We start from the raw sequence: 25,009 nt of genomic DNA, 5'->3' as shown, positions 1-25,009 counted from the left end.
CCCCTCCAATCAATGAGCGCTTTACTTCGGTTGCTCAACGTACCGCAAGTATGGCTTCACGGTCTTGAAACCCTGCGGATATTTTTGCATCGCGGCATCGTTTGAAACCGATGTTGGAATGATCACGTCTTCACCCGGTTTCCAGTTCACCGGCGTCGCCACAGTGTGTTTCGCGTTGAGCTGGAGCGCGTCGAGCAGCCGCAGCACTTCGTCGAAATTGCGGCCCGCACTCATCGGATAGACGAGCATCGCTTTAACCTTCTTGTCCGGCCCGATGAGAAACACCGAGCGTACCGTCGCGTTGTCCACGGCGGTGCGCGGGCCGCCGCTCGCCTCGGGATGAATCATGTCGTAGAGCTTCGCGACCGTTAAGTCCGAGTCGCCGATCAGTGGGTAGCTGACCTCGTGGCCCTGCGTCTCCGCGATATCCTTGACCCACTCCTTGTGGTCACTGACGGGATCGACGCTGAGCCCGATAATTTTCGTGTTGCGCTTATCGAATTCTGGCTTGAGGCCCGCCAGGTATCCGAGTTCCGTGGTGCAAACGGGTGTGAAATCCTTCGGATGTGAAAACAGAATCACCCAATGGTCGCCGATCCATTCGTGAAATCGGATGGTCCCTTCGGTGGTTTCAGCAGTGAAATCGGGAGCGTCTTCTCCTAGTCGAATCGACATCATCAGTCTCCATAGGATGGGTGCACCAGAGTACCAGTGCCGCGGTCGGAGCAACGCCCTCCGGGCTGCCTGGGTGTTTAGTCAGGGGATTGATCTGACTTGAGATCATCCTCCGGCCGGTTGCACCGTAACGCACTGGAGGACCATCTGCGAGTGCAGCAATTTCAGAGGCCCTCACCGATCGCCGCGATGCGGGACGGGCTTCGGGACGCGCTGCAGGCCGCACATATAGCGTAGAACAAAAAAGACTGTCGCTGTAGGCTGAACGCAGGGTTAATCCGCCGTTGTGGCGACACGTTCGCCTGCACTCCGAAGACATGGAACCCGCACTTTGATTCGTACCCGTACACGGATTTCCGCCTCAACCCTAGCCGTTCGCTGCGCTGCAACTTAAACTACCCGCGTGCCGCCAGCTCTCCCGGAACGTATGCCTCCTCGCGAAGACCATAACGCCCAGCCGCTTGCCTCGTCCCCCGCAGGGGACGGCGCCGACACGTTGCAAGACCCCGCCCTGCTGCGCCGCCTGCTGCGCGCCAAAGACCGCATGGACGCCGCCTCGCACGAGGCCTGGCCCGTCAAGCGCCTGGCGGAAGTCAGTGGCGTCTCGGGAGCCCATTTCGCGCGCTCCTTCAAGCGGGCCTTCGGCCTCCCACCGCACCGCTACCTGCTGACACGGCGCATCGAGCAGGCCACTACCCTCCTGCGCGACACCGAGCTTAGTATCACCGACATTGCCTTCGCCACCGGGTGGGAGAGCCTCGGCACCTTCGGCCGCACCTTCCGCGACATTACCGGCCAAAGCCCTGGCGCCCTGCGCCTCGAGGCCCAGGCCAACAAGCCTCAGCTCGACCGCGTGCCCGCCTGCGTCCTGAAGGCCGCGCAGCGCCCCGACCTCAACATCGCAGTTTTGGAGAAGCGCCGCCGCGTGGCCGACGATACATTCCTCCCATCAACCAAGGAGGAGTCATGAACCAAGGTGTCAATGTGGTGGGTTTGTATGTCGATAACCAGGACGAAGCGCTCTCGTTCTACGTCGACAAGCTCGGTTTTCGCGTCCACACGGACGTGCGCAACGGTCCCTACCGCTGGCTCACGGTCCAGCATCCGGATCAACCCTCATTCCAGCTTGGCCTGTTCACACCCGGCCCGCCGATCCACGACGAGGCCACCGCGCAAATCCTGCGCGCGATGGTCGCCAAGGGGGCCATGCCGCCCCTGGTCCTCTCCGTGGACGACTGTCGCGCCAGCTACGCCCAGTTGAAAGCTCGCGGTGTGGAATTCACTCAGGAACCGGTTGACCGCTTTGGCAGCGTCGACGCCGGTTTCCGCGACCCCGCCGGCAACGGCTGGAAGATGATCCAGGCGCCGAGGAGCACGACATGAACACCAGCGCATGGATTCGTCAGTTTCACCGGTGGGTATCCATCATCTTCACGCTGACGGTTATCGCCAATTTCACCGCCATGGCCATGAGACACGGCCTGCCGCCGCCCTGGATCACCTACGCGCCGCTGCTGCCGCTGGCCCTGCTGGTGTTCACCGGGCTCTACCTGTTTGCGCTGCCCTACTTCAGCCGCGACCGTGCCCGTCATCGCCCTTCGCAGCGTTCCGTAGGCGACCAGGAGGCGCCACTGGCATGAAGAACGCTCCCGTCGTGCACGCCGAGCCCGCGTCCGAACTCATCGACGCCCGGATTCAGTCGCTGGCCGACTGGCGAGGCGATCTGCTCGCCAGCCTGCGCAGCCTCATCCGGGCGGCTGACGCCACCATTGTCGAGGAATGGAAGTGGAGCACCCCAACCTGGTCCAGCCACGGCCTGATCTGCACAGGTGAAACCTACAAACAGGTCGTCAAGCTCACGTTCCCCCGGGGTGCCTCCCTGCCGGACCCGGCTCGCCTCTTCAATTCAAGCCTGGAGGGCAAGGTTCGTCGAGCCATCGACTTCCGCGAAGGCGCAGTGGTGAATCAGTCAGCACTAAGCCGCCTGATTCAGGCAGCGGTGGAATTGAACAAAGGTTCCGCGCGTTGACGATCACGCCGATTTCAGCGGGCCGATCGCGACACGGGACACCGCGGCGGATGTAGGCCAGTGCCAGGGCAAGGTCAAACGTCACCGATCTTTTTGGCCTGGCGCGGGAACGTCTGAAGCCGTTCCATTTGCTCGCGGGCGGGGTCCTGATGGGTTTGGGTATCGCCAGCACGCATTACATGGGCATGGCCGCGGCCAACTTCCCCGTCGGATCGCTTTGCGGCGCAGCGAATGGTGTCAAACCTCAATGGCTTGCAGCCACCGTCATTCCGTTCGCGTTCGCGATTCTTATCGTGACGCTGGTTTTTTCCCGCCTCAATGCCAGAGTGGCCTTTCTCGCCAATTCGGTCGCCCGACTCAATGATCAGTTCGATCGCATGCAAGGCGCATAGCGAGCCAATTACTTTTTTCGACGGGGTTGTTGGCCGTACAATCTGGCGAAATTTAAGGGTCCCCGGGGAAACAATGCTCACCGAAGTATTCAAGCGCAGCTTATCGCTTTTGATTCCCACTGCATTGATCCTCTTCGTCATTCAGTACCATGAAACAGGCAGGGTAACTGCCTTCGGAATAGCGGTGTCCCTCATTGCATTATTGGCTACGGGCATGGCCGTTGAGGGGTTGAATGTGTTGTGGAGACAGCGGTTCGGGACGGGCAAGGGCTCGCGCATTGCGCAGGCCGTGCTCTGGTCCGCTGCAGCAGTCAGCCTGTATTTATTCTTTCGCCACATGGACCGCGGCTGATTAGAGGCTGCCTCGTCCAAAGATGAACGGGGTGCCAGCAAGCGAACCGCAACATACTCCGAGGGCTCGCATGGTCTTACGCAGGGTCATACTGAAAGGCATCTTAGCCAGTGTCGTCGGCGTCATTGGAATCTTGTTTGCCCTACATGAAGACCTTGACGTGCACGCCGACATTCTCATCGATCGTTCGCCTGCCGATGTTTGGAAAGTGGTATCAGATAGTGCCGCGTATCCTGCCTGGAATCCGTTCATCACTCAGGTTGACGGCGATTTCAAGGAGGGAGCGACCATCAGGATCGTGCTAGGCAAGGCATCTGACGCGACGGTGTTTAAGCCAACTGTCTTGACCGTTCGCCGGGAGCACGATCTTTGCTGGCGTGGGAGCGTCGGGATTCGCGGCGTCTTCGACGGGACGCATTGCATTCACCTGTCGACCGTAACGGGCGGCACCCGTCTTGAGCAAACGGAGCGTTTCTCGGGAATTCTTGTTGGTCACCTAACGAAAGACGTGGTCGAGGAAACCAGGCAAAACTTTCAAGCGATGAATGCCGCTGTAAAGCAACGTGCGGAATCGGAGGCGCCCTGAGCACATATGCCCGTTCCTCGTGCGATACAAACGGAATCGGGTGCGGCAGGCGCCCGTCGACAACCACCAGCCATTCCAACGTCGTTCCTCGCGTGAGAGAAGCTGGCGCGGCATAGCATTTTCTCGGTGGGATAACCCGACGAGGCCTTGATCTCCATCGAGATTGCACCGGTCAGCACATTGTGCAGAAGTGGTATATGATGGCCATCATGCAAAAGTCATCGTTCAATCGGAAAACCGCCAGCCGTAAGGAAGTTACGCACGAACGCATCGTCGAGGTTGCCGCGCGCGCGATTCGGCGCAGCGGGTACGACGGGACGGGCGTGGCCGACATCATGAAAGAGGCTGGCCTGACACATGGCGGCTTCTACGCTCACTTTCCATCGCGGGAGGTGCTGCTTGCCGAAGCGGCTGACCGCGCCGGTGCTGAGGCCGTGGCCCTGTCGGAGCAAATTGCCGCCTCCGTGCCGCCGGAGCAGGCATTGCCGTCGATGGTGCGCGCCTATCTCTCGAAGGAGCACCGCGAAGCCATAGAGACGGGCTGCCCGGTCTCCGCCCTTGGTTCGGAGATGCCGCGTCAGGCGCCGGTCGTTCGGCGCGCGGCCACCCGCCGCATCAAGGAGATGATCGATGTCGTTGCGCGCCAATTGCCCGATTGGGGCCAGCCGGGCGCGCATGAGCAGGCACTGATTACCGTTGCGGCCATGGTCGGCACCATGGTGCTGGCGCGCGCCGTCGACGACCCCAAGTTGTCGGACAGCCTCCTTGAAGCCGCATTGAAAAAATTCGCACCCTCTGACGAATAAACCCGCTTGCCCGGCGTGCATTTTTGTTGGGTCAAAAAATATGATGAACATCATATTTTTGGCGAGATGAACGCTCGACTAACCATGTAAAGAGTTTCCTCACTACCGGAAGGACATGATGAAAAGTGGAATAGCCCTCGTTACGGGCGCCTCGTCGGGCATCGGCGAAGCCACGGCAAACCGTCTTACCAAGGCCGGGTACAAGGTCTACGGCACCAGCCGGCGCGGTGCACAAGCTGGCCAGCAGACGTTCGAGATGCTGCCGCTGGACGTGACTAGCGAAGCATCCGTCGAAGCAGCCGTCAAAGAAGTGCTGCGCTTGGACGGTCGCATCGATCTGCTGGTGAACAACGCCGGCTTCGGTGTCGCCCCCGCGGCTGCAGAAGAAAGCTCGCTTGACCAGGCCCGTGCGATCTTCGATACGAACTTCTTCGGGATTATCCGCATGACGCGTGCCGTGCTGCCCCATATGCGCCAACAAGGCAGTGGCCGCATCATCAACATCGGCTCTGTCCTGGGTTTCTTACCCATGCCCTATATGGCGCTGTATTCCGCCACCAAGCACGCGGTTGCAGGCTATTCGGAGTCGCTCGACCATGAGTTGCGCACAATGGGCATCCGGGTATCGGTCATTGAGCCTGCTTACATCAAGACGCCGTTCGACGCGAACTTCATGGCGCCCGACGCTCCCCTCGACACGTACCGCGAGGTCCGCGCGGCCATCGATAAGCGAGTCAAGGAGGTGGTCGAGGGCGCTGACGGTCCTGAGGTCGTGGCCGAGACCGTGCTGCAGGCCGCTCTCGCGGCTCGCCCGAAACTCCGCTATACAGCGGGAGGACTCGCCGGCCGCCTGCGATTGCTACGCAGATTTGCGCCTGCGGGCCTGGTGGACGCCGGCATTCGCAAAGATCTGCGGCTCACAACGTAGACGGTACGACTTCACGCAACGAGAAACTGAAAAGGAACAATGAATCATGATGAAGGCATTCGTCGTCGATCGATATGGACGCAAGCAAGGCGTACGGGCTGGCGATATGCCGGTTCCGGAACTGCGTGAGGACGACGTATTGATCCAGATTCACGCCGCCGGCGTGAACCCGCTTGATTCAAAGATCAGGGATGGAGAGTTCAAGCTCATTTTGCCCTATCGTTTGCCGCTGATTCTGGGCAATGACCTGGCCGGGGTGATTGTCCGCGTCGGATCCCGTGTGCGGCGATTCAAACCGGGCGATGAGGTGTATGCACGACCGCCCAAAGATCGGATCGGCGCTTTCGCGGAATTTATCGCAATCAAGGAAGACGCAGTGGCGCTCAAGCCCAAAGCGCTCAGCATGGAAGAAGCCGCCTCAATCCCGTTGGCAGGTTTAACCGCGTGGCAGGCGCTGGTCGAACGGGCGCAACTGAAGAAAGGTCAGAAGGTGCTCATACACGCCGGCTCCGGCGGCGTTGGCACCTTTGCTATTCAACTGGCGAAGCATCTTGGCGCGACCGTCGTGACAACAGCGAGCGCCGCAAATGCCGGATTAGTGAAGCAACTCGGTGCGGATATCGTCATCGATTACAAGAAAGACGACTTTGCCACCGTATTGAAAGACTGCGACGTCGTGCTGGATACGCAGGGCGGAAATACGCTCGAAAAATCACTGCAAGTGCTCAAACCGGGTGGCAAGCTCATCGGGATCGCCGGTCCGCCCGATCCTGATTTTGCCAGGCAGTTGGGGGCTTCCTGGTTCCTGAAAACGGCGATTCGGTTTCTAAGCTATCGCATCCGAAAGGCGGCGAGACGTCGTGACGTCCGCTATTCATTCCTTTTTATGCGTGCCGATGGAGACCAGCTAGCCCAGATTGCCAAGCTCGTCGACGCCGCTGCGATAAGGCCCGTGATCGATCGGATTTTCCCGTTCGAATCAACGCGAGAGGCTTTGGCTTACGTCGAAACAGGACGTGCGAAGGGTAAGGTCGTCATCAAGATCCGATAGAACGAGGGATCCCTTCGATCACGCGCTCGAGACACCATCACCACGGGATCGTTTCGTTTTCCCAGCGCGTGAACGTCCCTGTGGGGCTGTCCGGGCCCAGCAGCGCGACGCGCACCGCTTCGCGAGCGCCCGCTTCGACCGTCTCCGTGCCCGCATATCCGTTGAGGTTCGTCCTGGTGAAGCCCGGGGAGACGGCGTTGACCTTGATCCCTTCCGGCTCCAGCTCGATTGCCATGGCAACCGTCAAAGCGTTGAGCGCCGTCTTGGACGCTGGGTAGACGGGGCCGAAGATCGCGCGGTGGGCAAAGGCGGAGTCTGAGTTCGCCGTTAGCGACCCAACGCCACTCGACACGTTGACGATGCGGGCGCCGGGTGTCTCGCGCAGGATCGGCAGCATCGCCTGGTAAACGGCGAGAACGCCGAACACGTTGGTGTCCCACACCGCACGCATTTCTTCGAGGGACACGTTGCTCGCGCGGGTCGTCTTCACGTACTCCTCAACGGACTGCCCGGGCAGCTTTGTCGTATTCGAGATGGCCGCGTTCTGGATGAGCACGTCGAGGCGGCCAAACTCGTTACGAACGCGCCCCGCCGCGGCCTTGATCGAAGCCTGATCCGTCACATCGAGCTGGAGCGCGTGGGCGTCCGGCCCAACCTCCCTGGCCGCCGCCTCGCCGCGCTCGAGATTGCGCGACCCGACCAGCACAGTGAAGCCGTGGCCCGCGAGATCCTTTGCGATCTGCAGACCGATTCCTTGATTGGCCCCGGTGACCAGGGCGATGGGTTTGTCCTGCATGGCAATCTCCTTTCGTATTGCGAAGTAATGCGCAAAAAATTCAGGGTGCTGGCGCGCCGACCGGTCAGCGAACTTCGGCAGCCCATGCTTCGGCGTCGGCGCCGGCCGGGATGCGCATCGGGGATGACGGGTCGGTCGCCGCGCGCCACACGGCTTCGGCAACGTCCTGTGCCCGGGTGATCGGGGCAGACGTATCCGCCAGGTGCGCGACGACACCCTTGACGAGATCGGCATAGGCCTCGTGCTCGAAGCCGTGTATGTGGGCGCGCGCGTTCTCTCCGAAGCGGGTCTCAGGCGCACGGCCCGGCAGCACCAGGCGCACCCGGACGCCGAACTGCTCGAGTTCCAGCGCCATCGACTCAGTGAATGCGTTCACCGCCGCCTTGCTCGCGCGGTACGCGGCGATCAGGGGCAGTGCCTTCAGCGTCACGCTCGACGTGACGTTCACGACAACGCCGGCCCTGCGCTGCCGGAACTGGGGCAGCACGGCCTGCGTCATTGCGATCGTGCCGATGGCGTTGGTCTCGAAAACCTCGCGCACCGTCGCAATCGGGACGAGTTCGGCTGGGGACGCCGCGCCGAAGCCCGCGTTGTTGACGAGGACGTCGATCGGACCTGCGGCCTCGACAGCCTTGCGAATGCTCTCGGGATCCGTGACGTCGAGCGCCAGCACGCGCAGGCGGTCTGAAGGTGGCAGCACGTCGGCATGCGGTGTACGCATCGTGGCGACGACCTGCCAGTCGCGGGCTAAAAAGCAGCGAGCGATCTCGAGGCCGAATCCGGAAGAGCAGCCGGTGACCAGCACGGTTTTCATGGGACATCCTTTGGTGTGATTTGGGTGTTCCCACACGATAGATCTCTGAGGCCGTACTCGCTACAATCGAAAGTCCGAATTTCATTCGCAGGAGTCCGGCGATGATCGATCCATTAGCCGAAGTCGTGACGCTGCTGCAGCCGGGTGCCCGGTTCTCCAAACTCGTCCTCGGCGCCAGCCCCTGGCGCATCAGTCGCTCGGATGCCGGCCAGCCGTTCTATTGCGCGATTCTCGAGGGCGGGTGCCGCATCGCGATCGACGGACACGACCCGATCGAGCTCCTGTCGGGTGACTTCGTCCTGATTCCGGCGGCCTACGGCGTGGCGATGTCCAGCCTTGAGCCGCCACCGCCGGGCGTCGAGACGCTGGCACCCGTCGCGCTAGGCAATGGTGAATTCAGAATCGGCGCCCCGGGCAGCCCGATCGACTCGCGAATGATGGCGGGCCACTGCAGCTTCGGTTCAGCGGATGCCTCCTTGCTGGTCTCGCTGCTGCCGCAGCTCGTGCATGTCCGCGGCGAACAGCGCCTCGCCACGCTCGTGCAACTGGTGCGAGAGGAATCGCGTGAGCAGCGGCCCGCGCGCGAGGTCGTGCTCTCGCGACTGCTGGAAGTGCTGCTCATCGAGGCGTTGCGGTCCACGGCGGAAACGAATGCGTCACCGGGCCTGGTGCGCGGGCTCGCCGACAGCCGCCTCGCGACCGCGATCCGCGGGATGCACGAACGTCCGACGCACGCGTGGACAGTTGCTGAACTCGCGAAGGAGGCTGCGCTCTCGCGCTCGACCTTTTTCGAGCGCTTCAGCCGCGCGGTCGGCGTCGCGCCGATGGAATATCTGCTCACGTGGCGCATGGCGCTCGCGAAGGACCTGCTGCGGCGCAACGAAGGTCGTGTCGCGGAGATTGCACTGCGCGTTGGCTACAGCTCCGCCAGCACCTTCAGCGTCGCCTTCACACGGCACGTCGGCCGGCCGCCAACGCAATATGCGCGCGAGGAACAGGCGGCCGCGAACGGCGCGTAAGACAGCGGAAACAGGCAGATCTCAGATCTGGACACACGTCCCTGGCTTAATCAGGTCCCACACACACGTCCTGCGCAATCGCCAGATATCGTTCTGATGCCATGCGTGTTCGATCGCCTTGACGGACCAGCGCTCGACTAGCTGCCATCGATTCATTAGGACTTATATTAGCGATAATATCGACTAGGCTCGTACCTAACTGCGCCACTCCCCTCTGTATATGGGCACAAGTGTTCGATCCCTTTATGCGGACATAGGGGATTGTACCGAGGTGGTTAGGCGATATTATTGACTAATATTATTACCTGACGCGACGACCTTACCGCCTCGCGTCATCGGATGCTGTCGCGCTGGGCAGCCAATCGATACAACGACGGTGGAGACAAGCATGGTGAGCCGCTGTGTACTGCAACGGACGGCGGTGACGCTGGTCGCTGCCCTCGTGTACTAAGCCACCGGCGCCAACGACACGCGATGAGCGCCATGCTGCCGCTAGCCGCCAGCGGGATTCTGCTTGACGGCCGGCCAGTGTGTTTCGACTGCCCGACCGCCGCGCAGCATGCTGGCATCTTCGCGATCTACCAGACGATCAACCTCATTGCCGCGTGCTGCATGGCCGAGACGGCGCGCTGCATCGCCCGGCAGCGCATTTTCTAACCCGCCGGAAATGAGTGGCAGTTCCGAAGAGTACCTGCTTGATCTGTGATGATTTTTGGTAAATCAGTTTGCATAACTAAGTTGTGCAAGCCTAATCAGAAGCGTGGTTTCATAGGAGGATGTCATGGTGTCCAGAGGAACCGGATTAATTGCTGTCTTGTTGGCGATGACCGTCGGGCTTGCCGCCTGTAACGGAGATAGTAGCGGCACGCCCGGATCTCAAGCGACAGGGGTGTCAAACTCAAGTACGTCGCCGACGAACAATGCAGCCCAGTCAAATTACAGTACCCCAACGGAAGAGGCGACGACAAGACCTCTACCGTGCGACGCCGCAGCATCTGCCAACACGCCGTGCTCCGCGGCTCACAGCGTGACACGCTTGCTGACAAAGAATTACAGGGGCCCGCTATTCCAGGTTCAACGGGCATCCGACGGTGCAACGCAGGACGTCAATCCCTATACGTCGAGTACCTTGCCGAATGGCGCCGACCGCACGCTGATTGGCTCGGCCAACGTCAAAAGCGCAAACGCGTTCTGCAACAACACAACCTGTTCCGTCACGTACATTTACGACCAGATCGACCTGGTCGCGCCCCTCAAGGGCGGAGCATTTGGCAATGTGCCCGCCACCCTCACACTCAACCAGGACGGCACAGAGTCACTGACCGTACCGAATAGCGGCTCAGGCAGCACAAAAACGACAACCGTTCCGGTCCTCAACGGCTTTGCGACGATCACGCTTCCAGGAACCGGCGGTGCATTGACCGTTCAACTTCTGCAGCCCCCTACCGCGCTGACCACCCAGTCACCAACCCTCCAGTTATCTATCGGGAACGATTTGCCGGCGCTCGCCGGCACGCCGGCCAAGCTAGGCTTTGTGCCGCGGCACGGCGTCCAGATTCCCGCTCTGGGTACCTTGGCGGGACAATCGTACCGCAACAGGTTCGGCACAGTGAACCAGTCGATCGGTGATAGCGATATTGCCGAATATATGGTGGCGGGAGCGCACTATAGCCAGTCCTCCACTTGCTGCGGGACTTACGGAAATATGGAAAGCAGTGCTAACCCGGGCACTTATGCACATGGAGAAGTCGAAGGCGAAATGTTTGCGCTGGCGTTCTCGAACGGCAACGCAGCTGTTTTTGGCTATTGTGACGGCGACTCCAACCAGGCACCCAACGTCAAAGACCCCGTATGCAACGCACTCGATATTAACTGGCCGGGCGTCGACGCAGAGGCAGGCGTTTATCTCTACGGCCCGCAGCAGCCTCCGGGAGAAAAATTCGTCACGGTGCTCTCCAAATACTCACCGGTGACCGCGTCAAATATCTTCGCGGTTAAAGGCGGCTCTGCCTCGCAGAGTGTACTCACCGCACTCTATGACCAGGCGCCCCCAGAAGCCTTGAACTTTGGCAACGACGCGGGTCATGCATTTAACGGGCAATGGCAAGGTGGTCTTTCGCTTGGCGAAGGCGGAGACGGTAGCGCCGCTCCCATCCAGTTCTTCGAAGGAGCGGTGATCACCAAGGCGACATCCGACACGACCGATAACGCGATCCAGGCGAGCATTGCAAGCTTTTATGGACCGCCTGCCGACAAGACCATGGCCGCCTGCTATGCAAACAATCTGATCAATTCGCCGCTGAGTCTTGCCACGCCGGATGCATGGTCGCAACAAAATGGCGGCACCGCCGTGCCTGCGCCCGATATCTCCGGAGTGAACAGGGGCGCCGCTATGGTTACCAGCACGAACGGCTCGTCAGTCTCGAATGTCCGCGAAATCATCAGGGTTCAGGGTGGGCAATCGTATAGTTTCACTGATTATGTTCTCGCTACCACGAACGCCACGGTCTTTCCTGGTGGATCAATCCAGACCGATGACCCGAACGGCACCGAATTTGGCTGGGTTCTCAATACGAATACGGGCGCTGTAGTGCGAGGGACATGGGGCGGCGGACAGGCGACATCGCTGAGCGCGGTGAAATCGGGCAACTGGTGGAAAGTGACGATGACCCTCACCGCACCCGCGGGATCGAACAATGCGTCAGTTTTTATCGATCCCCCGACGTCTAACGCTGCCGGAGTTCGCTCACAGCAAGCGCCGTACTTGAGCGCAACGCATTATTGCCCAAGCCTTGCAATCTCGACTAACTCGGGAACGTAGGCATGCACCGAGTCGTGAGTTCCGGAGACACCCGCTCTTAAGGGAATGGAGTCACGGAAAACACAAGGAAGAAGTCAGCGAAGTGCTCACCAGAAATGAGTGAGCACTTCGATAGCGGCCAACTTCGGTTGCCGGGAAAGACTTTGATTAACTGAGCGCGCCAGGCCGAACGGGATCGGGATGAGAGCCGCCTGGCCTCGCGAGTCCGCTCGCTGGAAGGGTTAGGCCTCGGGTTGGTGGCAAACCACTTCGATGTTGTGCCCGTCCGGACCAATGACAAAAGCCGCATAGTAGTTCGCGTGGTAGTGCGGGCGCAGACCGGGCGCACCATTGTCTTTGGCACCCGCCTCCAGAGCCGCACGATAGAAAGCTTCGACTTGCTGGCGACTCTCGGCCGTGAACGCCAGGTGAAGATGCGCAGGTTTCTCCTCGGTTTGGAACAGGCACAATGAAGCCTTACCCTGTGGGCTAAGCTCGACCCCGTACGAAGGCGGCCCCTCCGAGACAACAGCTACGCCGAGCGGTTCGAGTGCCTTGACGAAGAACGCCTTGCTTGCTGCATAGTCGCTGACTCCGAATTTGACGTGGTCGAACATGCGTTCTCCTGAGGTGTGTGGGCCTGCGCGAGGCCTAACGTGATTGAGAGATCACCGCGATGTTGCCACACGTAGCCACAAGTCGCCACCGGTGGCAGTCTTGCGACAATGTCTCGGGTCAACCGCTCACTGAGTCGTCCGCTGGCGCTGCGGTGACGTTCTCGGCGATCGTCGCGGGGTTGAAGCCCTACATACAGGAGAGCCCAGCTATATGCCCGACTTCAACTTGGCCCAAAGACGATGCTCCAGACGGATGATCTCAACGGGCAACGGCTTGAGTGGGAACAAGGTTTTCATCACCGACTCCGGAGGATAGATGGTCGGGTCGTTCGCAAGCTCCGGCTTCACATATTTCCTCGCGGCGAGATTGGCGGTTGGATAGAAAACTTTGTTCGTGATCTCGGCATTGATCTCGGGTTTCTCGATGAAATTGATCCACGCGAGGGCGGCCTCCGGATTGGGCGCATCCTTGGGTATAACCATCACGTCAAAGCCAACGGGTGCGCCGCTCCTGGGAATGACATAACCAATCTCGTAACTCTTGTGTGCTTCGATCGCGCGATGCCTGGCGATGTTCACATCTCCGGAGTAGCCCAACGCGAGGCAGACGTCATTGTTGGCCAGGTCGTTGATGTAGCCGGACGAGTTGAATTGGGTGATGTAAGGGCGAATCTGTTTGAGTACCTCGAAGGCAGCCTGATAGTCCGCGGGATTCGTGCTGCTAGGGTCTTTGTGCAGATAGTGCAACACCTCGGGAAGCACGTCGGTGGGTTCGTCGAGCACAGAGACCCCGCAATGCTTCAGCTTGGCCAGATTCTTGGGGTCGAACAGCAAGCCCCAGCTGTCGAGTTCGGCGTCGTTGCCGAGCGCGGCCTTCACCGTCGTGACGTTGATACCAAGACCGATCGTCACCCAGGCCCATGGAATGCCGTACTGCGCGCCTGGGTCAGTGCTTTGCACCATCGCCATGATTGACTTGTCCAGATTGACGAGGTTAGGCAATTTGGACTTGTCGAGCTTCTGATAGATGCCGGCGTCGATCTGCTTTGCCATGAAATTGGCTGATGGCACGACGATGTCGTAACCGGTGCCGCCCGCCAGCAGTTTTGTTTGCAGGGTGTCGTTGCTATCGTAGACGTCGTACTTCACCTTGATGCCGGTTTCCGTCTCGAAGTTCTCGACAGTTTTATCCCCGATGTAATCCGACCAGTTGTAGACATTGAGGATCTGACCGGCGCCCATGGCGATGCTGCTGGTGCCCAGCAGACCCCACACTATGGCTCTGAATAGCGGGTTTTTCATGGTGCTCTCCTCAACGCGTTTGTGCGGCGTACTGCGGCGACGTGATACAGGCGATATTTCCGCCGCCAAGCAGTATCTCGCGCGTATTGGGAATGCCGATGATCCGATGCCGCGGGAACACGTCGGCCAGCATCCGCTGCGCAGGCAGGTCGTTGACGTCGCCAAACTCGGGCACCACGATGACGCCGTTGCCGACGTAGTAGTTGATATATGACGCGCAAATCCGGGTGCCCGCCACACGCGCCATCGCCGCGTCGCCATGGTCTAGACCGGCAGCTTCTTCTGCAGTCCAGACGAGTGTTTCGGGCGCAAGAATCTTGTGAATTTTCAGCGATCGCCCTTTCGCATCGATGGTGCTGCTCAGGATGGCGTAAGCCTCCTGGTAAATCTCGTATTGAGGGTCGCTGGGGTCGTCCGTCCATTGCATCACCACTTCGCCCGGACGCGAAAAACAGGCTAGATCGTCAATATGGCCGTCGGTCTCGTCGAATTTGCACCCGCGTGGCAGCCAGATGACTTTGCGCGCCCCCAGGTAGTCGAGCAGGTGCTGGGTCACGGCTTCCTTGCCCAGCTCGGCGTTGCGGTTGACATTGAGCAGACACTGCTCGGTCGTGAGGACGGTACCTTCGCCGTCGCATTGGATCCCGCCCATCTCGGCGATGATCGGTGCGCGGTAACGGTCGGCGCGTTCGGCTTCCAGAATCTTCCCGGCGATCTGGTCGTCCATGTCCCACGGAAAGTAGAGGCCGCCGTTCAATCCGCCATAGGCATTGAACTGGAAATCGACGCCACGCACCTCGCCGTGATCGCTGAGCAGCCATGCCGGGCCGCTGTCGCGAAACCATGAATCGTTCACCGTCATTTCCAGCACGCGGATATGCGGCGGCAACATAGCCCTCGCATTCGCGTATTGGCGCGACGACACGCAGATGGTGACAGGATCACTCCCGGCAATCGCGGTAGCGATCTCCACCCACACCTTCTGCGCCGGCTTGCCGCCGTTGCGCCAGACGTCGGGCCGTTCCGGCCAGCCGAGCCAGCAGCCAGCCTTAGGTTCGAATTCGCCGGGGCATCGAAAACCGTCGTTGCGGGGAAGTGTGGTGAGAGTACGCGCCATGGTGTCGCTCCAGTAGTTGGGGGCGTGCCGGCAGGTGCCCGGCATTCATGGCTTATCCTAGGTTGAATATTTTTTGCTAACTAATGATCAATTCTCTTCAATCGGTGAATTGATTTCACATAAATATTGTGCGAGCCCGGCAAACTGCATGAACGCCACGAGCCGGGCCTCGGTCCGTTTGCGCCGTTCGGCAACCAGGTAGTAGTTGCCCGGCGAAGGAACCGAAACGGCGAATGGGCGAATCAGCCGGCCGCTTTTCAGCTCGTCGCCCGCGGTTAGCGTATCCGCCAGGCAGACCCCGACCTTCTGCAGTGCCGCCTCGATGGCGATGCCGGAATGCGCGAAGTGGAGGTTGCGCGCGGGAGCCGGCAACGAGGCGGCATGAGTACCGAGCCACGTGGCCCAGGTTTTCCCATCCTGGTCGTCATGCAGCAGACAAAAGCGCACGAGATCGGCCGGAGTTTGCAAGCTGCCTTCGCCCTCAACCAGGCTCGGATGGCATACGGGGAAGAATTCAATGGCGCGAAACGGTACGGCCCAGTACCGGGCCCAATCGGTGTCGCCCATCGAATAGAGAATGGTGATGTCCGCACCCGGATTGATCTCGTTCGAATCGCTATCGTGCACCAGGAGATGGATGGTCAGGCCTGGGTAGCGTTGAGAGAATTCGCCGATCACTCGTGGAAAAAAGCGATGCGCCAATTCGGCCGGCGCGGAGATTTTCAGGGAACCGCGCATGCCTGGGTGAGCAGCGTCGCTGCACGCTTCGGCCATCATGTCGAGTGCCTGCTGGACCGAGTGCAGCAACCGCAGGCCAGCGTCGGTCAAGTGAACCTGGCGTCCCTGCTTTTCAAACAACGTGACTTTGAGCACCTCTTCCAACGAGCGCACCTGATGACTGATGGCGCTATGAGTCACGCACAGCTCGTCAGCGGCCCTGCCGAAATGACGATGTCGCGCTGCAGCCTCAAAGGTCTTAAGCGCGCTGAGTGGAGGCAATTTCCGCATGGATCGGTATCGAATGAATTCGTTATGGCACAGATCGATCGCGCGTTGCTACGGCTCAAAGCCAGTCGCTCAGCGACTGACTCACCCGTTGTAGATGGCTATTCGCGAGGGTTCGGATCCGACGATTGCCGCCTCATTGTAAGGGGCCTCGCTGACAACCCGGAATCCGCGGCCTCTCCAGATTGGTCGAGAATGGATCTGTCGCTCACAACGAATCTTCGCGTCCGGGTTGCGGTGTTTATCTGCTGCAATTTTAAAAAAAACAGTTATTTCAGCTACGACGGCTGCACTAGCATAGCCCCCGAACAGAACAATAATCCGGCCGGCGTAGCGCGCTAAAGGACATCAATCGACGCGCGGCCTCTCGACCAATCTGGGGCAATTATGGGAATCGCCGTTTTTTGCAACGTGATCGTCGCACTTGCGACTGGCGACACGTTCGTGGGCACAGGCATCGGGCGTGTCGTACGAAAGCACACGTTGACGCACCGGGCAGCGCGCGGAATCATCGGCATGGGTTGTCACGAACCCCACCCGCACCCCCAGCACCTCTAGCAGTAGCACTGCTATCTGTCCTGAACCGCAGCACCGATTGCGCGGTTCCATTCGCCACATCCGGCATTTCGAAGACTCACCGGCTCGCTGACCTCATCAGCAACGCGTGTGCATGCGCACGCCCTATTTCCGTCGACAAAGACTCCGCCATGGCTCAAATCAACGTTTCCACCCGGCTCGCACTCGGTTTCGGTACCGTCCTGGCGCTGCTCGTGGCCACTTCTTTAATGGGCATGGCCGGCGTTGCCAGCATTCGCGGCAAACTCGACGACATCGTTCAAGTCCATGACGCCGAAACGGGATTCGCGACGAACCTGCGCGGTGCGGTCAACGGCATCGCCATCTCGATCCGCAACATGGCGCTGCTGACCGACGAGAATGAAGTGGCAAAGGAGCAAACGTCCATCAAGCGGCAGGAAGCGGTTTATGCCGAGAATTATCAGGCGTTGGCGCGGATGTTCAGCGCTTCGCCGCTGACGACCAACGACGAGCGCCGTCTGCTCGCCAAGCTCAAGCAGGAAGAAGCCGCAACCTTGCCGCTGGTCGAGAAGGAAGCGATGAACTGGGCGCTGTCGAACGATCCGGACGCGACGGTCAAGGTGCTCGTCAACGAGGTGCGTCCGAAGCAGGTCGCCTGGCTGACGACCCTCGACGAACTGCTCGCACTTGAACAAACCCGCAGTCATGACGCAGCGAACGATGCCGCGGCAACCTATGCAACGCTGCAGGCGGTGACCATGGGCGCGGTAGTCGTCGCATTGCTGATCGGCCTCACGGCAGCGGTGCTGATCACGCGCAGCATACTCAGACAGCTCGGCGCGGACCCGGCCGAGGCGCAGCGCCTTGCCAGCGAGATCGCAGGCGGGAATCTCGCGGTGACGGTCAAACTGGGCAAGGGCGACGCGCATAGCCTGATGGCGTCGCTCGAGGCGATGCGTCTGCAATTGATGTCCATGGTCACGCAAATCAAGACCTCGGCTGAATCGATCGCTGTCCATGCCGGGGAAATCGCCGACGGCAACACCGATCTTTCGAAGCGCACCGAGGAACAGGCGGCGTCATTGCAACAGACGGCCGCCAGCATGGCGGAATTGACCTCCACCGTCAGGCAGAACACCGAAGACGCGATGCAGGCCAGCACGATCGCCAATGCGGCGTCCAACACCGCTGTCCAGGGCGGGCAGGTCGTCGAGCGGGTGGTGACGACCATGCAGGACATCTCCGCGAGTTCGTCGAGGGTCACCGAGATCATCAGCGTGATCGAAAGCATCGCATTCCAGACCAATATTCTGGCACTCAACGCTGCGGTCGAGGCGGCTCGCGCAGGCACGCAAGGGCGCGGTTTCGCCGTGGTAGCGAGCGAGGTGCGCACGCTCGCGCAGCGCAGCGCGGATGCAGCCAAGGAGATCAAAGTGCTGATCGGGCAGTCGGCCGATCATGTTGAGGCCGGCTCGCACCTGGTGGCCGATGCGGGTGCCACGATCGAGCGGGTCGTGCGATCGGTGCACCAGCTGAATGACTTCGTGAGCAAGATCGCGCTCGCATCGACCACGCAAAGGACGGGTATCGAGCACGTCAATCAGGCGGTTGCAGAAATGGAAAAAGTCACTCAGCAGAATTCGGTGCTTGTCGAACAGGTTACGACGGGTGCGCAGACCATGGCCGGACGGGCGAGCGCGTTGCGGGAGTCTATTGCCGTCTTTACGGTTGGTGATCGTCAGTAGACCCTCAACAGGTTATGGCGATAGCTTCGCCTGCCCGTTCTGGCCCGCGTTCATCGCCGCTTCTCTTTCCGCTCGATGTTTAGCGGCAACCTTCTCTTCTGCAGCCTGAAGATCGGCGGGGTACGAACCATCGTCCCCCTGGGAAGGGTTGTAACCCGCCTCCTCCAATTCCTCGAGTTCATGCATAACTTCCGCGCGTGTGACTCGATGGGGCGCGGACTCCGGCGCGGTTTGAGCATAGACGCTCGCCGAACTTGCCATCAGTACTGCCCCTGCTATCACGAGGCTGAGTAACGGCGACTCAACGCGCCGATTCAACGAATGCGATTCCATGTTGGTACTCCTTGCTCCTCGAGAGCAAACGAATGACGGACGTTCACTGAGCCATGTTGTCCGGGGCCAATGCGTTCTGCTGCGCTCGATGCTCATGCTTCGTGCGTGCTCACCTTGCAAGACCGCTTGCGTGCGCCGGTTATTCCCGCATTCACCTGGGGACCGCAGAGAGCAGAGAGCAGGACCGAAATGGAACGACGCTCGCGCATTCGGCAAGCTCGCCACCTTCTTACGAAGGCTCTTGGGTCGCGGAGCGCTACAGCGTCGTGGGCGTGTTGGTGGAAGCGAACGCGCGAACGCCTTGCCGTTCCCCTAAAACAGTCCACAATGCGATGGATAGGGTCGCACACGTGTCCGATCTGATTGGTCGCCTGCATAAACGACCTCAACCCAGCGCCAGATTTGCTGTTTGCGATATCCCCGCGGTCGTTGCAATTCGCGCTGAGCATTTTTTCCAAGACATCCAACTTGGGCGGCGTTGCCGCAACAAACATGACCCAGCAGCAATTCGACTCGCTACTTCACCACCATATCGTTACGACCTTTATTCAAGAAGGTCACGCGCCGACCAACGCGTTACTCGCACGGAAGGTTGCATCGAGCGTCGACGATGTAGAAACTGGGCTGTTGCGCCTTCAGGCTTCCCATGGCCTCGTGCTTCATCCAGGCCGGTGCGAAGTGTGGGTGATACATCCGTTTTCGTCGTCGCCTACCCACACCTGGGTGCAAGCGGGAACGAAAGGATGGTGGGCTCCTTGCATGTGGTGCGCGCTGGGTATAGCGGCCCTTGTTAAGGGAAGACTGACTGTGCATACCCGGATTGGAGGCGAAGCGGAGCCGGTACAGATAGATGTCGCGGACGCTGTTCCCTTGCAAACCGAACTGTTCGTTCATTTTGCCGAACCGCCACGCAGGGCTTGGGACAACGTTCACCACTTTTGCGCGCGCGTTCTTCCATTTCGATCCCCAGAAGATGTTGGCGATTGGGGAAGGAGACATCAGCTTCCATTGGGTGAAGTCATGCCGATTGCACAATTGGCGGAGTTGGCTCAACGCTGGTATTCGCACCACGCCGACTCGGACTGGGAGAAATGGACGCCAGCTCAAGCCATGGAGATATTCCGCTCGACCGGTCTGGTCAGCGATTTCTGGAAGCTCGATACTTCGGCCGGGCGTTACTAAGGCTTTTGCTATCGGAACGGCTTTTGCATTGGAATGTCCGCTAACGAGAAAACTAAAGGACCGTTGAGGGTCGATTGCACGTGTTCGCTGCTAACCGTCGGGCAAAAGGGCACCCCAAATCGCGCGCGGATCGACACAAGCTGCGCAGCTTCCAGGACCGGCTCTTTGCTCAGCTCGACGCATGAGCGGCAAAGCATGAACGTTGCTGACCGGTAAGAACGCTGACAAACCGTAATTGCGCAGCCAGTCGGGTGCAATTCAAAGGCCACCAGGCTTGTCCAAGCAATGTGGCCCTGCTATCGAGGCGCCGTTATGGCCGGGACAAAGCGAATAGCGCACCTCATGCATGGACCGCTCTTTCCGTGGGAGGAATCGTGCAAAAGCAAATCGTCATTCGAGCCATCGCGGGAGGCGTTTGCCTGATGGCGCTGTCCGGCGCGGCGTTCGCTCAATCGCTGGCGTATTCGAATCAGCCCGTGGACGTTTATGCGGGTCCGTCCGGCGACTATCCGGTGGTCGCGCAATTACCGCCGAGTGTGGAGCTTACGGTGTACGGCTGCGTTTCCGATTACAGCTGGTGCGACGTCGGAGCGCCCGGACTGCGCGGCTGGGTCTACGGCGAATATCTCGACTATCCGTACCAGGGTACCGAGGTGCCGATCATGACTTACGGCTTCCAGATCGGGCTGCCGATCGTGGCGTTCTCGTTCGGCACTTACTGGGATCACCACTATCGCGGCCAACCTTGGTATCACGACCGGGACCGGTGGGCGAATCATCCGCCGCCGCATGGTGGTCCGCCGGCAGCGGGCGGTCCGGCCATGAACCCGAGGCCGGTCATGCACGGCGGCCCGCAGCCGCAACCCCAGCCGGGGTACGCTCATGGGCCGGTGCAGCCGCAGCCGGGGTACGCGCACGGGCCTGCGCAGCCGCCCCGACAAACGATGGGCGGTCCTCAGGGACAGGCTGCCGTGCACCCGGGCGGTCCGTCCGGTGAGCACGGCGGCGAGGCGCGCGGCGGCAATGAAAACCACAATCATCCACAGGATAACCATTAGCGATTTAACGCTTTTCGCCCGCCACCGCTTCACGATCGCATGACAACGCGCCAGGCGTCCATGCCGCTCACTCCGACGGATGATCGTCGGCGTGATCGTGAAGCGGGTCCGGGCTCTTTTGCGTCGAGCGCAACACGCCTGCGTCGTCGAAATAGAAGTGAAAGAGCTGGTACCACGTATTGTCTTCCAGGTACCGGTAGCTCCAGACTTCGCGCTTGACGAGCGGCAGATACATCGTTTCTTCGGGACGGCCGAAATTGACGAGCACGTCCGTGCGGGTCCATTTTCCCGGCTCCGCGCGATAGAACTCCAACGGCTGCAGCACCTGGCGGACGTCGACGACTTTGCCGTCCGCGTCGATATCCGCGGCGACGGTGGTTTCGCCCATCGGTTGCGTCGGCCACATCAGACGCTTGCCGCCCTTCGGAAGGTCATAGGTTTCTTTAGGCTGGCCTAGTGCGGCAGTCACGGCGGATTCCGGCTCGCCGGCCTTGAAGCGATCCCATGGTTGAACGCAGGCGCTCAAGGCAAGTGTCAACGCAAAAGTAAGCGTGAAGCGCCACACGTCCAAGCGATGTACAAGTGGACAGCCGACCTGCGATTTGCGCCGTGTCATGCCGAACCTCGTGCGCGATGCGATGCATTAGGGTTGGACACGGCGCGCCGGAAAAGATTTGAGGCAGATCGGCGACGGACGACGGATATCAGGGGTTGATGATTTAGGGTGGTAGGCGGTCAGAAGCGGACGTTCGGCACCGCGCCAAGCTGGTCGGGCGCGGCCGCTCCACACTCGGAAGCAGCCGTAACCGCGTTGACACGGGCGATGTGAGATGCAATTTGCGTAATGTGGCGCGACCGCCTTTGGATACAGTGAAGATCGGCGGCTGCTTGCCGTTATGGTACGTGGGAAACCAGATGCAGGAATTTGCGATTCGCAATTCTTTCTACAACTGCATATTGGATACTCCAACAAAGGGAAAAAAGGAGTTGGAGAAAATTCGATCCGAGTGCAATGACAAGGCGGACGCCACTTCAAGCCTGGGGGGAGACAAGCTCGATGCGCTTGTCGAGCGCGCCCAGCGCGAGGAATTTGCCATAGTTCCTCAGCCTTTGAATTGCACCGCTATCAAGAAAATGCTCTGAATCTTTGTATGGTCGTGGATCAGCCAGCCTTGATCGTCGCCAATCGTGGAGGCGTTCGCTTGCAAGTTCGCTCACCGGCCCGCTCCAGCGGCTATTCGCTATCCACGCAGCCCAATCAGTTTCCTCGCGGGTCACGTAGCATGCACCGCGCAATGCCGAACCACGTCGGCCTCCGATTGGGGACCAGGACCCATTAAGGGTAATTCCAGAAATCGAAATTCACCCTTGCGAACAATGCGCTTAATTATCAGCGACCGCTTTCCTAAACTTGATGTCGCCTGCTATGGACTCGATCCCGTGCTGTCGGGGCACTGTATGTCGTCAATACTGTGCAATACCGGCCTGAGAAGCCTTATCCCGCGTCACATGAGCTGATTGAGACATAGAGGGCATCGCGGGCCTGAACGAGGTACCGGTCACCCAGGCAGGCCTTAGGCGGGCGTAGATTCTTTCCGGGAATGAAGTGCGTGTCTCGTTGCCAGCCCTGAGCGGCGATCTGTGGTTTGCTTCACGTGCATGACTGCGAACGGGTCGCGCGCGTTTGTTTGATCGCCACGAGCCAGGCGTACAAAGACCGCTAGGGAAAAATACGAAAGGATCGCTTGCGTCGAAATTCCAGTCCAATCAAGGAGGAACGGGTCATGAACAAGGCAGCCAGTACATTAATCGCGGCAGTCGCCGCACTCACGCTGTCGGGCGGCGCTTATGCACAGAGCAACAACACGCTGGCGACCCCCACCACCGTGTCGCCGGCCGCCGTGTCGCCGGTCAATGCAACAAGCGGCTATGGCACGCCTGGCGTCACCAACTCGGACAGCGGCATGAGTGCCGGGTCGCCGAACTCGGGCCTGCCGAATAGCACTACCAATAGCTCAACGTCCCTCATCAACGCTCCCGGAAGTCACAACACGCTGGCGACCCCGAGCGTAGTGTCGCCGGCCGCCGGCCAATAGCAGTTGTTATAGCTGACAACCCGGTCCAAATAAGCGACTGTGGGGAAAAGTTAATGTAACTGGCCTGTCATAACGCGCCAGATGGCTGAATTCGGCCCAACGTTGACTGACCGCTTCGGGGAAAAGCGAAGGACCGAAATGGGCCGCGATCCCCCCTTGGATCATCGCCTCGAAGCCGCTTGCCGCACCCTCGTTATTGGCGCCATATAGCGCTGGCATTTCCCCGCCATTTATCGCTGAAAGTCGCAGCCCTAACCTGACCATGTTGGCATGGCTCGCCTGACATCAGGATACGGTATGGCCTAAATTGGCGGACACTACTCGGCACCGACGTGTTTGCTGCGCCGGCTTTTCGACCTTGCCACCGCAGCGGCATGGATCGCGCGGGTCGCCCAACGAATCAGTTCGTGCGGATCGTCGGCTATCTCGTCCGGCAATTGGTAATAGCTGGCGACCCTGACAGTTTTTGATTGCCCAGAGTAGCTGAAAGGGACTGCTCCCAATGCATCGAAGGCTGGGCGTGTCAGATCATCCACACGCAGATACAGTGCCCCCTTGATGACAAAGCCGAACTGGATGCCGTCCTTCACCAGTCCCGCTCCACCGAAAAATCGGGTAACCGAAATTGGCCCGATCATATTCAGGCGATCCACAAATTCGAGCGCTCTTTCACGTGCGGCGGAAAGATTCATGTCGGTTGATCTTCATCGGGTCGATAGAAAAACCCGGTAATGCTCTGAAGTCGCCCGTCATTTGAAAGCAGACCAAAGCTGGTCCCTGTCTGTAGCGTACTGTTATCCGGCCCGTGCAAACTCCAGTGTGCGAGCGTGCGATCGTGATGGTGCAGAAGCGTTCGAATACGGAATGTTCCACCGGGAACGTTTTGCTGAAAGTCACCCATGTAGGCCGAGATGGCCAGACGGCCCTCGATGGGGCCGTTTGGATCGCAATACATCACGTTATCCGCGAGGCAAGCTGCAAGTTCGCCAATACGGGTATCCGAATCTCTCGACCAGGTAGCCGCATACCGATTCCAAAGTGTTTCAGGTGACATGGCGGAGTCCTTCCAGTCGGTCGAATTCGTCATTGATCAGCGCCTTTAGCAGCGCCTTGTCATAGCCGGCACGAACGAGCACGAGCGTTCCCTGATAGAGCGCCAGTAATTTCGAGGCCGCACGTGCGGGTTCTATCTCCGTTGAAAGCTGGCCGGCACGGCGTGCCGATACAAGCCGCGCGGTAAACGTGCGCGACAGAATCTGGAGTCCCTCATCGATACCCGTCGGCATCGAACGGCCACTGCCGCCAAATTCGATTGCGGCGTTGGTGATCAGACAGCCGAACGACTCTCCGTCCGGTTCACGGAGCAATGACAAAAAGAGCTTGCGTAAGCCACGCAAGCCTGCCGCTTCCGACGCAAAGTCAGCAATGCGTCGGTGCAGAACCTTCTGGTTGTAGTGAGCGAGAGCAGCAGAAAACAAACCGGCCTTGTCGCCGTAGCTGTTGTAGATGCTGCCGCCTTTGAGACCGGTAGCCTCCTCCAGATCTTTGATCGAGACCGCGAAATAGCCTTCGCGCCGAAAGGCGTGCATTGCACCTGTCAACACTAATTCCTCGTCGTACTCACGTGAGCGTCCCATATCTGCCATTTCCTGCATTTCTTGATTGTTCATTTTAGAATATGCAATCAAGAAACTATTGTCAAGCCGACTGAGATATCCCTTGTAGCGGCAGCCACCGGCACCCTTCCAGATACTGACCGCCATCGGGCG

Annotated in this window: 30 protein-coding genes; 18 read left to right on the top strand and 12 right to left on the bottom strand. The window is 59.7% G+C overall.

Annotation, left to right across the window (positions count from 1 at the left end; translation table 11 throughout):
* Nucleotides 1–21 precede the first annotated feature (21 nt).
* Nucleotides 22–675 carry a peroxiredoxin gene (locus KHO23_RS14690; RefSeq protein ID WP_211611977.1) on the bottom strand — a complete coding sequence of 218 codons (654 nt, stop codon included), beginning with the start codon at nucleotides 673–675 and terminating at the stop codon, nucleotides 22–24.
* Between the two features lie 427 nt (nucleotides 676–1,102).
* On the opposite strand from KHO23_RS14690, the gene KHO23_RS14685 reads away from it, so the two are divergent.
* The 10 genes from KHO23_RS14685 to KHO23_RS14640 all read left to right on the top strand — a co-directional run bounded on the left by KHO23_RS14685 (nucleotide 1,103) and on the right by KHO23_RS14640 (nucleotide 6,819).
* Nucleotides 1,103–1,645, top strand: a complete 543-nt coding sequence (locus tag KHO23_RS14685; protein WP_211611945.1) for a helix-turn-helix transcriptional regulator — start codon at nucleotides 1,103–1,105, stop codon at nucleotides 1,643–1,645.
* Nucleotides 1,642–2,058, top strand: a complete 417-nt coding sequence (locus KHO23_RS14680; RefSeq protein WP_211611944.1) for a VOC family protein — start codon at nucleotides 1,642–1,644, stop codon at nucleotides 2,056–2,058. Before KHO23_RS14685 ends, KHO23_RS14680 begins: the two co-directional genes overlap by 4 nt.
* The gene (locus tag KHO23_RS14675) at nucleotides 2,055–2,315 is read left to right on the top strand and encodes a hypothetical protein (protein ID WP_211611943.1); all 261 of its coding nucleotides are present in this window, start codon (nucleotides 2,055–2,057) and stop codon (nucleotides 2,313–2,315) included. Before KHO23_RS14680 ends, KHO23_RS14675 begins: the two co-directional genes overlap by 4 nt.
* Nucleotides 2,312–2,704, top strand: coding sequence for a DUF1801 domain-containing protein (locus KHO23_RS14670; RefSeq protein ID WP_211611942.1), 393 nt, complete (start codon nucleotides 2,312–2,314; stop codon nucleotides 2,702–2,704). The genes KHO23_RS14675 and KHO23_RS14670 overlap by 4 nt, the downstream gene beginning before the upstream one ends.
* Nucleotides 2,705–2,859: 155 nt before the next feature.
* On the top strand, nucleotides 2,860–3,096 hold the full coding sequence (locus KHO23_RS14665; protein WP_236066847.1) for an MHYT domain-containing protein: 237 nt from the start codon (nucleotides 2,860–2,862) through the stop codon (nucleotides 3,094–3,096).
* A 73-nt stretch (nucleotides 3,097–3,169) separates the two neighbouring features.
* Nucleotides 3,170–3,448: a hypothetical protein gene (locus KHO23_RS14660; RefSeq protein ID WP_211611941.1), complete on the top strand. Its 279-nt coding sequence runs from the start codon at nucleotides 3,170–3,172 to the stop codon at nucleotides 3,446–3,448.
* 70 nt (nucleotides 3,449–3,518) lie between these two features.
* Nucleotides 3,519–4,034, top strand: coding sequence for an SRPBCC domain-containing protein (locus KHO23_RS14655; protein ID WP_211611940.1), 516 nt, complete (start codon nucleotides 3,519–3,521; stop codon nucleotides 4,032–4,034).
* 197 nt (nucleotides 4,035–4,231) lie between these two features.
* The gene (locus KHO23_RS14650) at nucleotides 4,232–4,840 is read left to right on the top strand and encodes a TetR/AcrR family transcriptional regulator (RefSeq protein ID WP_211611939.1); all 609 of its coding nucleotides are present in this window, start codon (nucleotides 4,232–4,234) and stop codon (nucleotides 4,838–4,840) included.
* 118 nt (nucleotides 4,841–4,958) lie between these two features.
* Nucleotides 4,959–5,768 (top strand): oxidoreductase, encoded by an 810-nt coding sequence (locus KHO23_RS14645; RefSeq protein ID WP_211611975.1) that lies wholly within the window; start codon nucleotides 4,959–4,961, stop codon nucleotides 5,766–5,768.
* Between the two features lie 49 nt (nucleotides 5,769–5,817).
* Entirely contained in the window at nucleotides 5,818–6,819 is a 1,002-nt protein-coding gene (locus tag KHO23_RS14640) for an NADP-dependent oxidoreductase (RefSeq protein WP_211611974.1), read from the top strand.
* A gap of 37 nt (nucleotides 6,820–6,856) precedes the next feature.
* Here KHO23_RS14640 and KHO23_RS14635 read toward each other — a convergent pair whose 3' ends face one another.
* Entirely contained in the window at nucleotides 6,857–7,615 is a 759-nt protein-coding gene (locus KHO23_RS14635) for an SDR family oxidoreductase (RefSeq protein WP_211611938.1), read from the bottom strand.
* A 64-nt stretch (nucleotides 7,616–7,679) separates the two neighbouring features.
* Nucleotides 7,680–8,429 (bottom strand): SDR family oxidoreductase, encoded by a 750-nt coding sequence (locus tag KHO23_RS14630; RefSeq protein WP_211611937.1) that lies wholly within the window; start codon nucleotides 8,427–8,429, stop codon nucleotides 7,680–7,682.
* 101 nt (nucleotides 8,430–8,530) lie between these two features.
* On the opposite strand from KHO23_RS14630, the gene KHO23_RS14625 reads away from it, so the two are divergent.
* From KHO23_RS14625 to KHO23_RS14615, 3 genes are all read left to right on the top strand, one after another.
* Nucleotides 8,531–9,448, top strand: a complete 918-nt coding sequence (locus tag KHO23_RS14625) for an AraC family transcriptional regulator (RefSeq protein ID WP_211611936.1) — start codon at nucleotides 8,531–8,533, stop codon at nucleotides 9,446–9,448.
* Between the two features lie 474 nt (nucleotides 9,449–9,922).
* Nucleotides 9,923–10,105: a hypothetical protein gene (locus tag KHO23_RS14620; protein WP_211611935.1), complete on the top strand. Its 183-nt coding sequence runs from the start codon at nucleotides 9,923–9,925 to the stop codon at nucleotides 10,103–10,105.
* A 124-nt stretch (nucleotides 10,106–10,229) separates the two neighbouring features.
* Nucleotides 10,230–12,269: an arabinofuranosidase catalytic domain-containing protein gene (locus KHO23_RS14615; RefSeq protein ID WP_211611934.1), complete on the top strand. Its 2,040-nt coding sequence runs from the start codon at nucleotides 10,230–10,232 to the stop codon at nucleotides 12,267–12,269.
* Nucleotides 12,270–12,490: 221 nt separating this feature from the next.
* Here KHO23_RS14615 and KHO23_RS14610 read toward each other — a convergent pair whose 3' ends face one another.
* From KHO23_RS14610 to KHO23_RS14595, 4 genes are all read right to left on the bottom strand, one after another.
* Complete coding sequence (locus KHO23_RS14610) at nucleotides 12,491–12,865, bottom strand: VOC family protein (protein WP_211611933.1); 375 nt, start codon at nucleotides 12,863–12,865, stop codon at nucleotides 12,491–12,493.
* 207 nt (nucleotides 12,866–13,072) lie between these two features.
* The gene (locus KHO23_RS14605; protein ID WP_211611932.1) at nucleotides 13,073–14,167 is read right to left on the bottom strand and encodes a polyamine ABC transporter substrate-binding protein; all 1,095 of its coding nucleotides are present in this window, start codon (nucleotides 14,165–14,167) and stop codon (nucleotides 13,073–13,075) included.
* Nucleotides 14,168–14,177: 10 nt separating this feature from the next.
* Entirely contained in the window at nucleotides 14,178–15,284 is a 1,107-nt protein-coding gene (gene aguA / locus KHO23_RS14600) for an agmatine deiminase (protein ID WP_211611931.1), read from the bottom strand.
* Nucleotides 15,285–15,371: 87 nt separating this feature from the next.
* On the bottom strand, nucleotides 15,372–16,292 hold the full coding sequence (locus KHO23_RS14595; protein WP_211611930.1) for a LysR substrate-binding domain-containing protein: 921 nt from the start codon (nucleotides 16,290–16,292) through the stop codon (nucleotides 15,372–15,374).
* Between the two features lie 704 nt (nucleotides 16,293–16,996).
* On the opposite strand from KHO23_RS14595, the gene KHO23_RS14590 reads away from it, so the two are divergent.
* The gene (locus tag KHO23_RS14590; protein WP_211611929.1) at nucleotides 16,997–18,571 is read left to right on the top strand and encodes a methyl-accepting chemotaxis protein; all 1,575 of its coding nucleotides are present in this window, start codon (nucleotides 16,997–16,999) and stop codon (nucleotides 18,569–18,571) included.
* 12 nt (nucleotides 18,572–18,583) lie between these two features.
* On the opposite strand, the gene KHO23_RS14585 is transcribed toward KHO23_RS14590, so the two are convergent.
* Nucleotides 18,584–18,904, bottom strand: a complete 321-nt coding sequence (locus KHO23_RS14585; protein ID WP_211611928.1) for a DUF4148 domain-containing protein — start codon at nucleotides 18,902–18,904, stop codon at nucleotides 18,584–18,586.
* Between the two features lie 429 nt (nucleotides 18,905–19,333).
* Between KHO23_RS14585 and merB the strand changes: the two genes are divergently transcribed.
* Both merB and KHO23_RS14575 read left to right on the top strand, forming a co-directional pair.
* Nucleotides 19,334–20,086, top strand: a complete 753-nt coding sequence (gene merB / locus KHO23_RS14580; protein ID WP_211611927.1) for an organomercurial lyase — start codon at nucleotides 19,334–19,336, stop codon at nucleotides 20,084–20,086.
* Nucleotides 20,087–20,460: 374 nt separating this feature from the next.
* A complete protein-coding gene (locus tag KHO23_RS14575; protein WP_236066845.1) occupies nucleotides 20,461–21,144 on the top strand; it encodes an SH3 domain-containing protein in 684 nt (227 codons plus the stop codon).
* 67 nt (nucleotides 21,145–21,211) lie between these two features.
* Here KHO23_RS14575 and KHO23_RS14570 read toward each other — a convergent pair whose 3' ends face one another.
* Nucleotides 21,212–21,760 (bottom strand): hypothetical protein, encoded by a 549-nt coding sequence (locus KHO23_RS14570; protein ID WP_236066844.1) that lies wholly within the window; start codon nucleotides 21,758–21,760, stop codon nucleotides 21,212–21,214.
* 245 nt (nucleotides 21,761–22,005) lie between these two features.
* Here KHO23_RS14570 and KHO23_RS14565 point away from each other — a divergent pair, with 245 nt between their 5' ends.
* Nucleotides 22,006–22,287 (top strand): hypothetical protein, encoded by a 282-nt coding sequence (locus KHO23_RS14565; protein WP_211611926.1) that lies wholly within the window; start codon nucleotides 22,006–22,008, stop codon nucleotides 22,285–22,287.
* Between the two features lie 641 nt (nucleotides 22,288–22,928).
* Complete coding sequence (locus tag KHO23_RS14560; RefSeq protein ID WP_211611925.1) at nucleotides 22,929–23,240, top strand: hypothetical protein; 312 nt, start codon at nucleotides 22,929–22,931, stop codon at nucleotides 23,238–23,240.
* 317 nt (nucleotides 23,241–23,557) lie between these two features.
* Here the strand turns inward: KHO23_RS14560 and KHO23_RS14555 are convergent, their stop codons facing one another.
* Genes KHO23_RS14555 through KHO23_RS14545 form a run of 3 tightly spaced genes read right to left on the bottom strand, consistent with a single transcriptional unit; the run spans nucleotide 23,558 to nucleotide 25,003 of the window.
* Nucleotides 23,558–23,932 (bottom strand): TfoX/Sxy family protein, encoded by a 375-nt coding sequence (locus KHO23_RS14555; protein WP_211611924.1) that lies wholly within the window; start codon nucleotides 23,930–23,932, stop codon nucleotides 23,558–23,560.
* Nucleotides 23,929–24,327 carry a nuclear transport factor 2 family protein gene (locus tag KHO23_RS14550; protein WP_211611923.1) on the bottom strand — a complete coding sequence of 133 codons (399 nt, stop codon included), beginning with the start codon at nucleotides 24,325–24,327 and terminating at the stop codon, nucleotides 23,929–23,931. The genes KHO23_RS14555 and KHO23_RS14550 overlap by 4 nt, the downstream gene beginning before the upstream one ends.
* Nucleotides 24,284–25,003, bottom strand: coding sequence for a TetR/AcrR family transcriptional regulator (locus KHO23_RS14545; RefSeq protein WP_211611922.1), 720 nt, complete (start codon nucleotides 25,001–25,003; stop codon nucleotides 24,284–24,286). The genes KHO23_RS14550 and KHO23_RS14545 overlap by 44 nt, the downstream gene beginning before the upstream one ends.
* Nucleotides 25,004–25,009: the final 6 nt, after the last annotated feature.

Origin of the sequence: Paraburkholderia haematera, assembly GCF_905220975.1 — a bacterium.
Taxonomy (GTDB): Bacteria; Pseudomonadota; Gammaproteobacteria; order Burkholderiales; family Burkholderiaceae; genus Paraburkholderia; species Paraburkholderia haematera.
The sequence above is the reverse complement of the archived record's forward strand: the minus strand, read 5'-3'. Positions and strand labels throughout refer to the sequence as shown.

What these genes read in the sequence shown, in the direction of transcription:
- KHO23_RS14570 (WP_236066844.1), bottom strand. Translation starts at nt 21,760, where the DNA reads ATGACACGGCGCAAATCGCAGGTCGGCTGTCCACTTGTACATCGCTTG.
- KHO23_RS14630 (WP_211611937.1), bottom strand. Translation starts at nt 8,429, where the DNA reads ATGAAAACCGTGCTGGTCACCGGCTGCTCTTCCGGATTCGGCCTCGAG.
- KHO23_RS14655 (WP_211611940.1), top strand. Translation starts at nt 3,519, where the DNA reads ATGGTCTTACGCAGGGTCATACTGAAAGGCATCTTAGCCAGTGTCGTC.
- KHO23_RS14620 (WP_211611935.1), top strand. Translation starts at nt 9,923, where the DNA reads ATGAGCGCCATGCTGCCGCTAGCCGCCAGCGGGATTCTGCTTGACGGC.
- KHO23_RS14650 (WP_211611939.1), top strand. Translation starts at nt 4,232, where the DNA reads ATGATGGCCATCATGCAAAAGTCATCGTTCAATCGGAAAACCGCCAGC.
- KHO23_RS14605 (WP_211611932.1), bottom strand. Translation starts at nt 14,167, where the DNA reads ATGAAAAACCCGCTATTCAGAGCCATAGTGTGGGGTCTGCTGGGCACC.
- KHO23_RS14680 (WP_211611944.1), top strand. Translation starts at nt 1,642, where the DNA reads ATGAACCAAGGTGTCAATGTGGTGGGTTTGTATGTCGATAACCAGGAC.
- KHO23_RS14690 (WP_211611977.1), bottom strand. Translation starts at nt 675, where the DNA reads ATGTCGATTCGACTAGGAGAAGACGCTCCCGATTTCACTGCTGAAACC.
- KHO23_RS14645 (WP_211611975.1), top strand. Translation starts at nt 4,959, where the DNA reads ATGAAAAGTGGAATAGCCCTCGTTACGGGCGCCTCGTCGGGCATCGGC.
- KHO23_RS14610 (WP_211611933.1), bottom strand. Translation starts at nt 12,865, where the DNA reads ATGTTCGACCACGTCAAATTCGGAGTCAGCGACTATGCAGCAAGCAAG.
- KHO23_RS14635 (WP_211611938.1), bottom strand. Translation starts at nt 7,615, where the DNA reads ATGCAGGACAAACCCATCGCCCTGGTCACCGGGGCCAATCAAGGAATC.
- KHO23_RS14675 (WP_211611943.1), top strand. Translation starts at nt 2,055, where the DNA reads ATGAACACCAGCGCATGGATTCGTCAGTTTCACCGGTGGGTATCCATC.
- aguA (WP_211611931.1), bottom strand. Translation starts at nt 15,284, where the DNA reads ATGGCGCGTACTCTCACCACACTTCCCCGCAACGACGGTTTTCGATGC.
- KHO23_RS14590 (WP_211611929.1), top strand. Translation starts at nt 16,997, where the DNA reads ATGGCTCAAATCAACGTTTCCACCCGGCTCGCACTCGGTTTCGGTACC.
- KHO23_RS14545 (WP_211611922.1), bottom strand. Translation starts at nt 25,003, where the DNA reads ATGGCGGTCAGTATCTGGAAGGGTGCCGGTGGCTGCCGCTACAAGGGA.
- KHO23_RS14615 (WP_211611934.1), top strand. Translation starts at nt 10,230, where the DNA reads ATGGTGTCCAGAGGAACCGGATTAATTGCTGTCTTGTTGGCGATGACC.
- KHO23_RS14585 (WP_211611928.1), bottom strand. Translation starts at nt 18,904, where the DNA reads ATGGAATCGCATTCGTTGAATCGGCGCGTTGAGTCGCCGTTACTCAGC.
- KHO23_RS14640 (WP_211611974.1), top strand. Translation starts at nt 5,818, where the DNA reads ATGAAGGCATTCGTCGTCGATCGATATGGACGCAAGCAAGGCGTACGG.
- KHO23_RS14550 (WP_211611923.1), bottom strand. Translation starts at nt 24,327, where the DNA reads ATGACGAATTCGACCGACTGGAAGGACTCCGCCATGTCACCTGAAACA.
- KHO23_RS14555 (WP_211611924.1), bottom strand. Translation starts at nt 23,932, where the DNA reads ATGAATCTTTCCGCCGCACGTGAAAGAGCGCTCGAATTTGTGGATCGC.
- KHO23_RS14660 (WP_211611941.1), top strand. Translation starts at nt 3,170, where the DNA reads ATGCTCACCGAAGTATTCAAGCGCAGCTTATCGCTTTTGATTCCCACT.
- KHO23_RS14685 (WP_211611945.1), top strand. Translation starts at nt 1,103, where the DNA reads ATGCCTCCTCGCGAAGACCATAACGCCCAGCCGCTTGCCTCGTCCCCC.
- KHO23_RS14595 (WP_211611930.1), bottom strand. Translation starts at nt 16,292, where the DNA reads ATGCGGAAATTGCCTCCACTCAGCGCGCTTAAGACCTTTGAGGCTGCA.
- KHO23_RS14670 (WP_211611942.1), top strand. Translation starts at nt 2,312, where the DNA reads ATGAAGAACGCTCCCGTCGTGCACGCCGAGCCCGCGTCCGAACTCATC.
- KHO23_RS14560 (WP_211611925.1), top strand. Translation starts at nt 22,929, where the DNA reads ATGAACAAGGCAGCCAGTACATTAATCGCGGCAGTCGCCGCACTCACG.
- KHO23_RS14625 (WP_211611936.1), top strand. Translation starts at nt 8,531, where the DNA reads ATGATCGATCCATTAGCCGAAGTCGTGACGCTGCTGCAGCCGGGTGCC.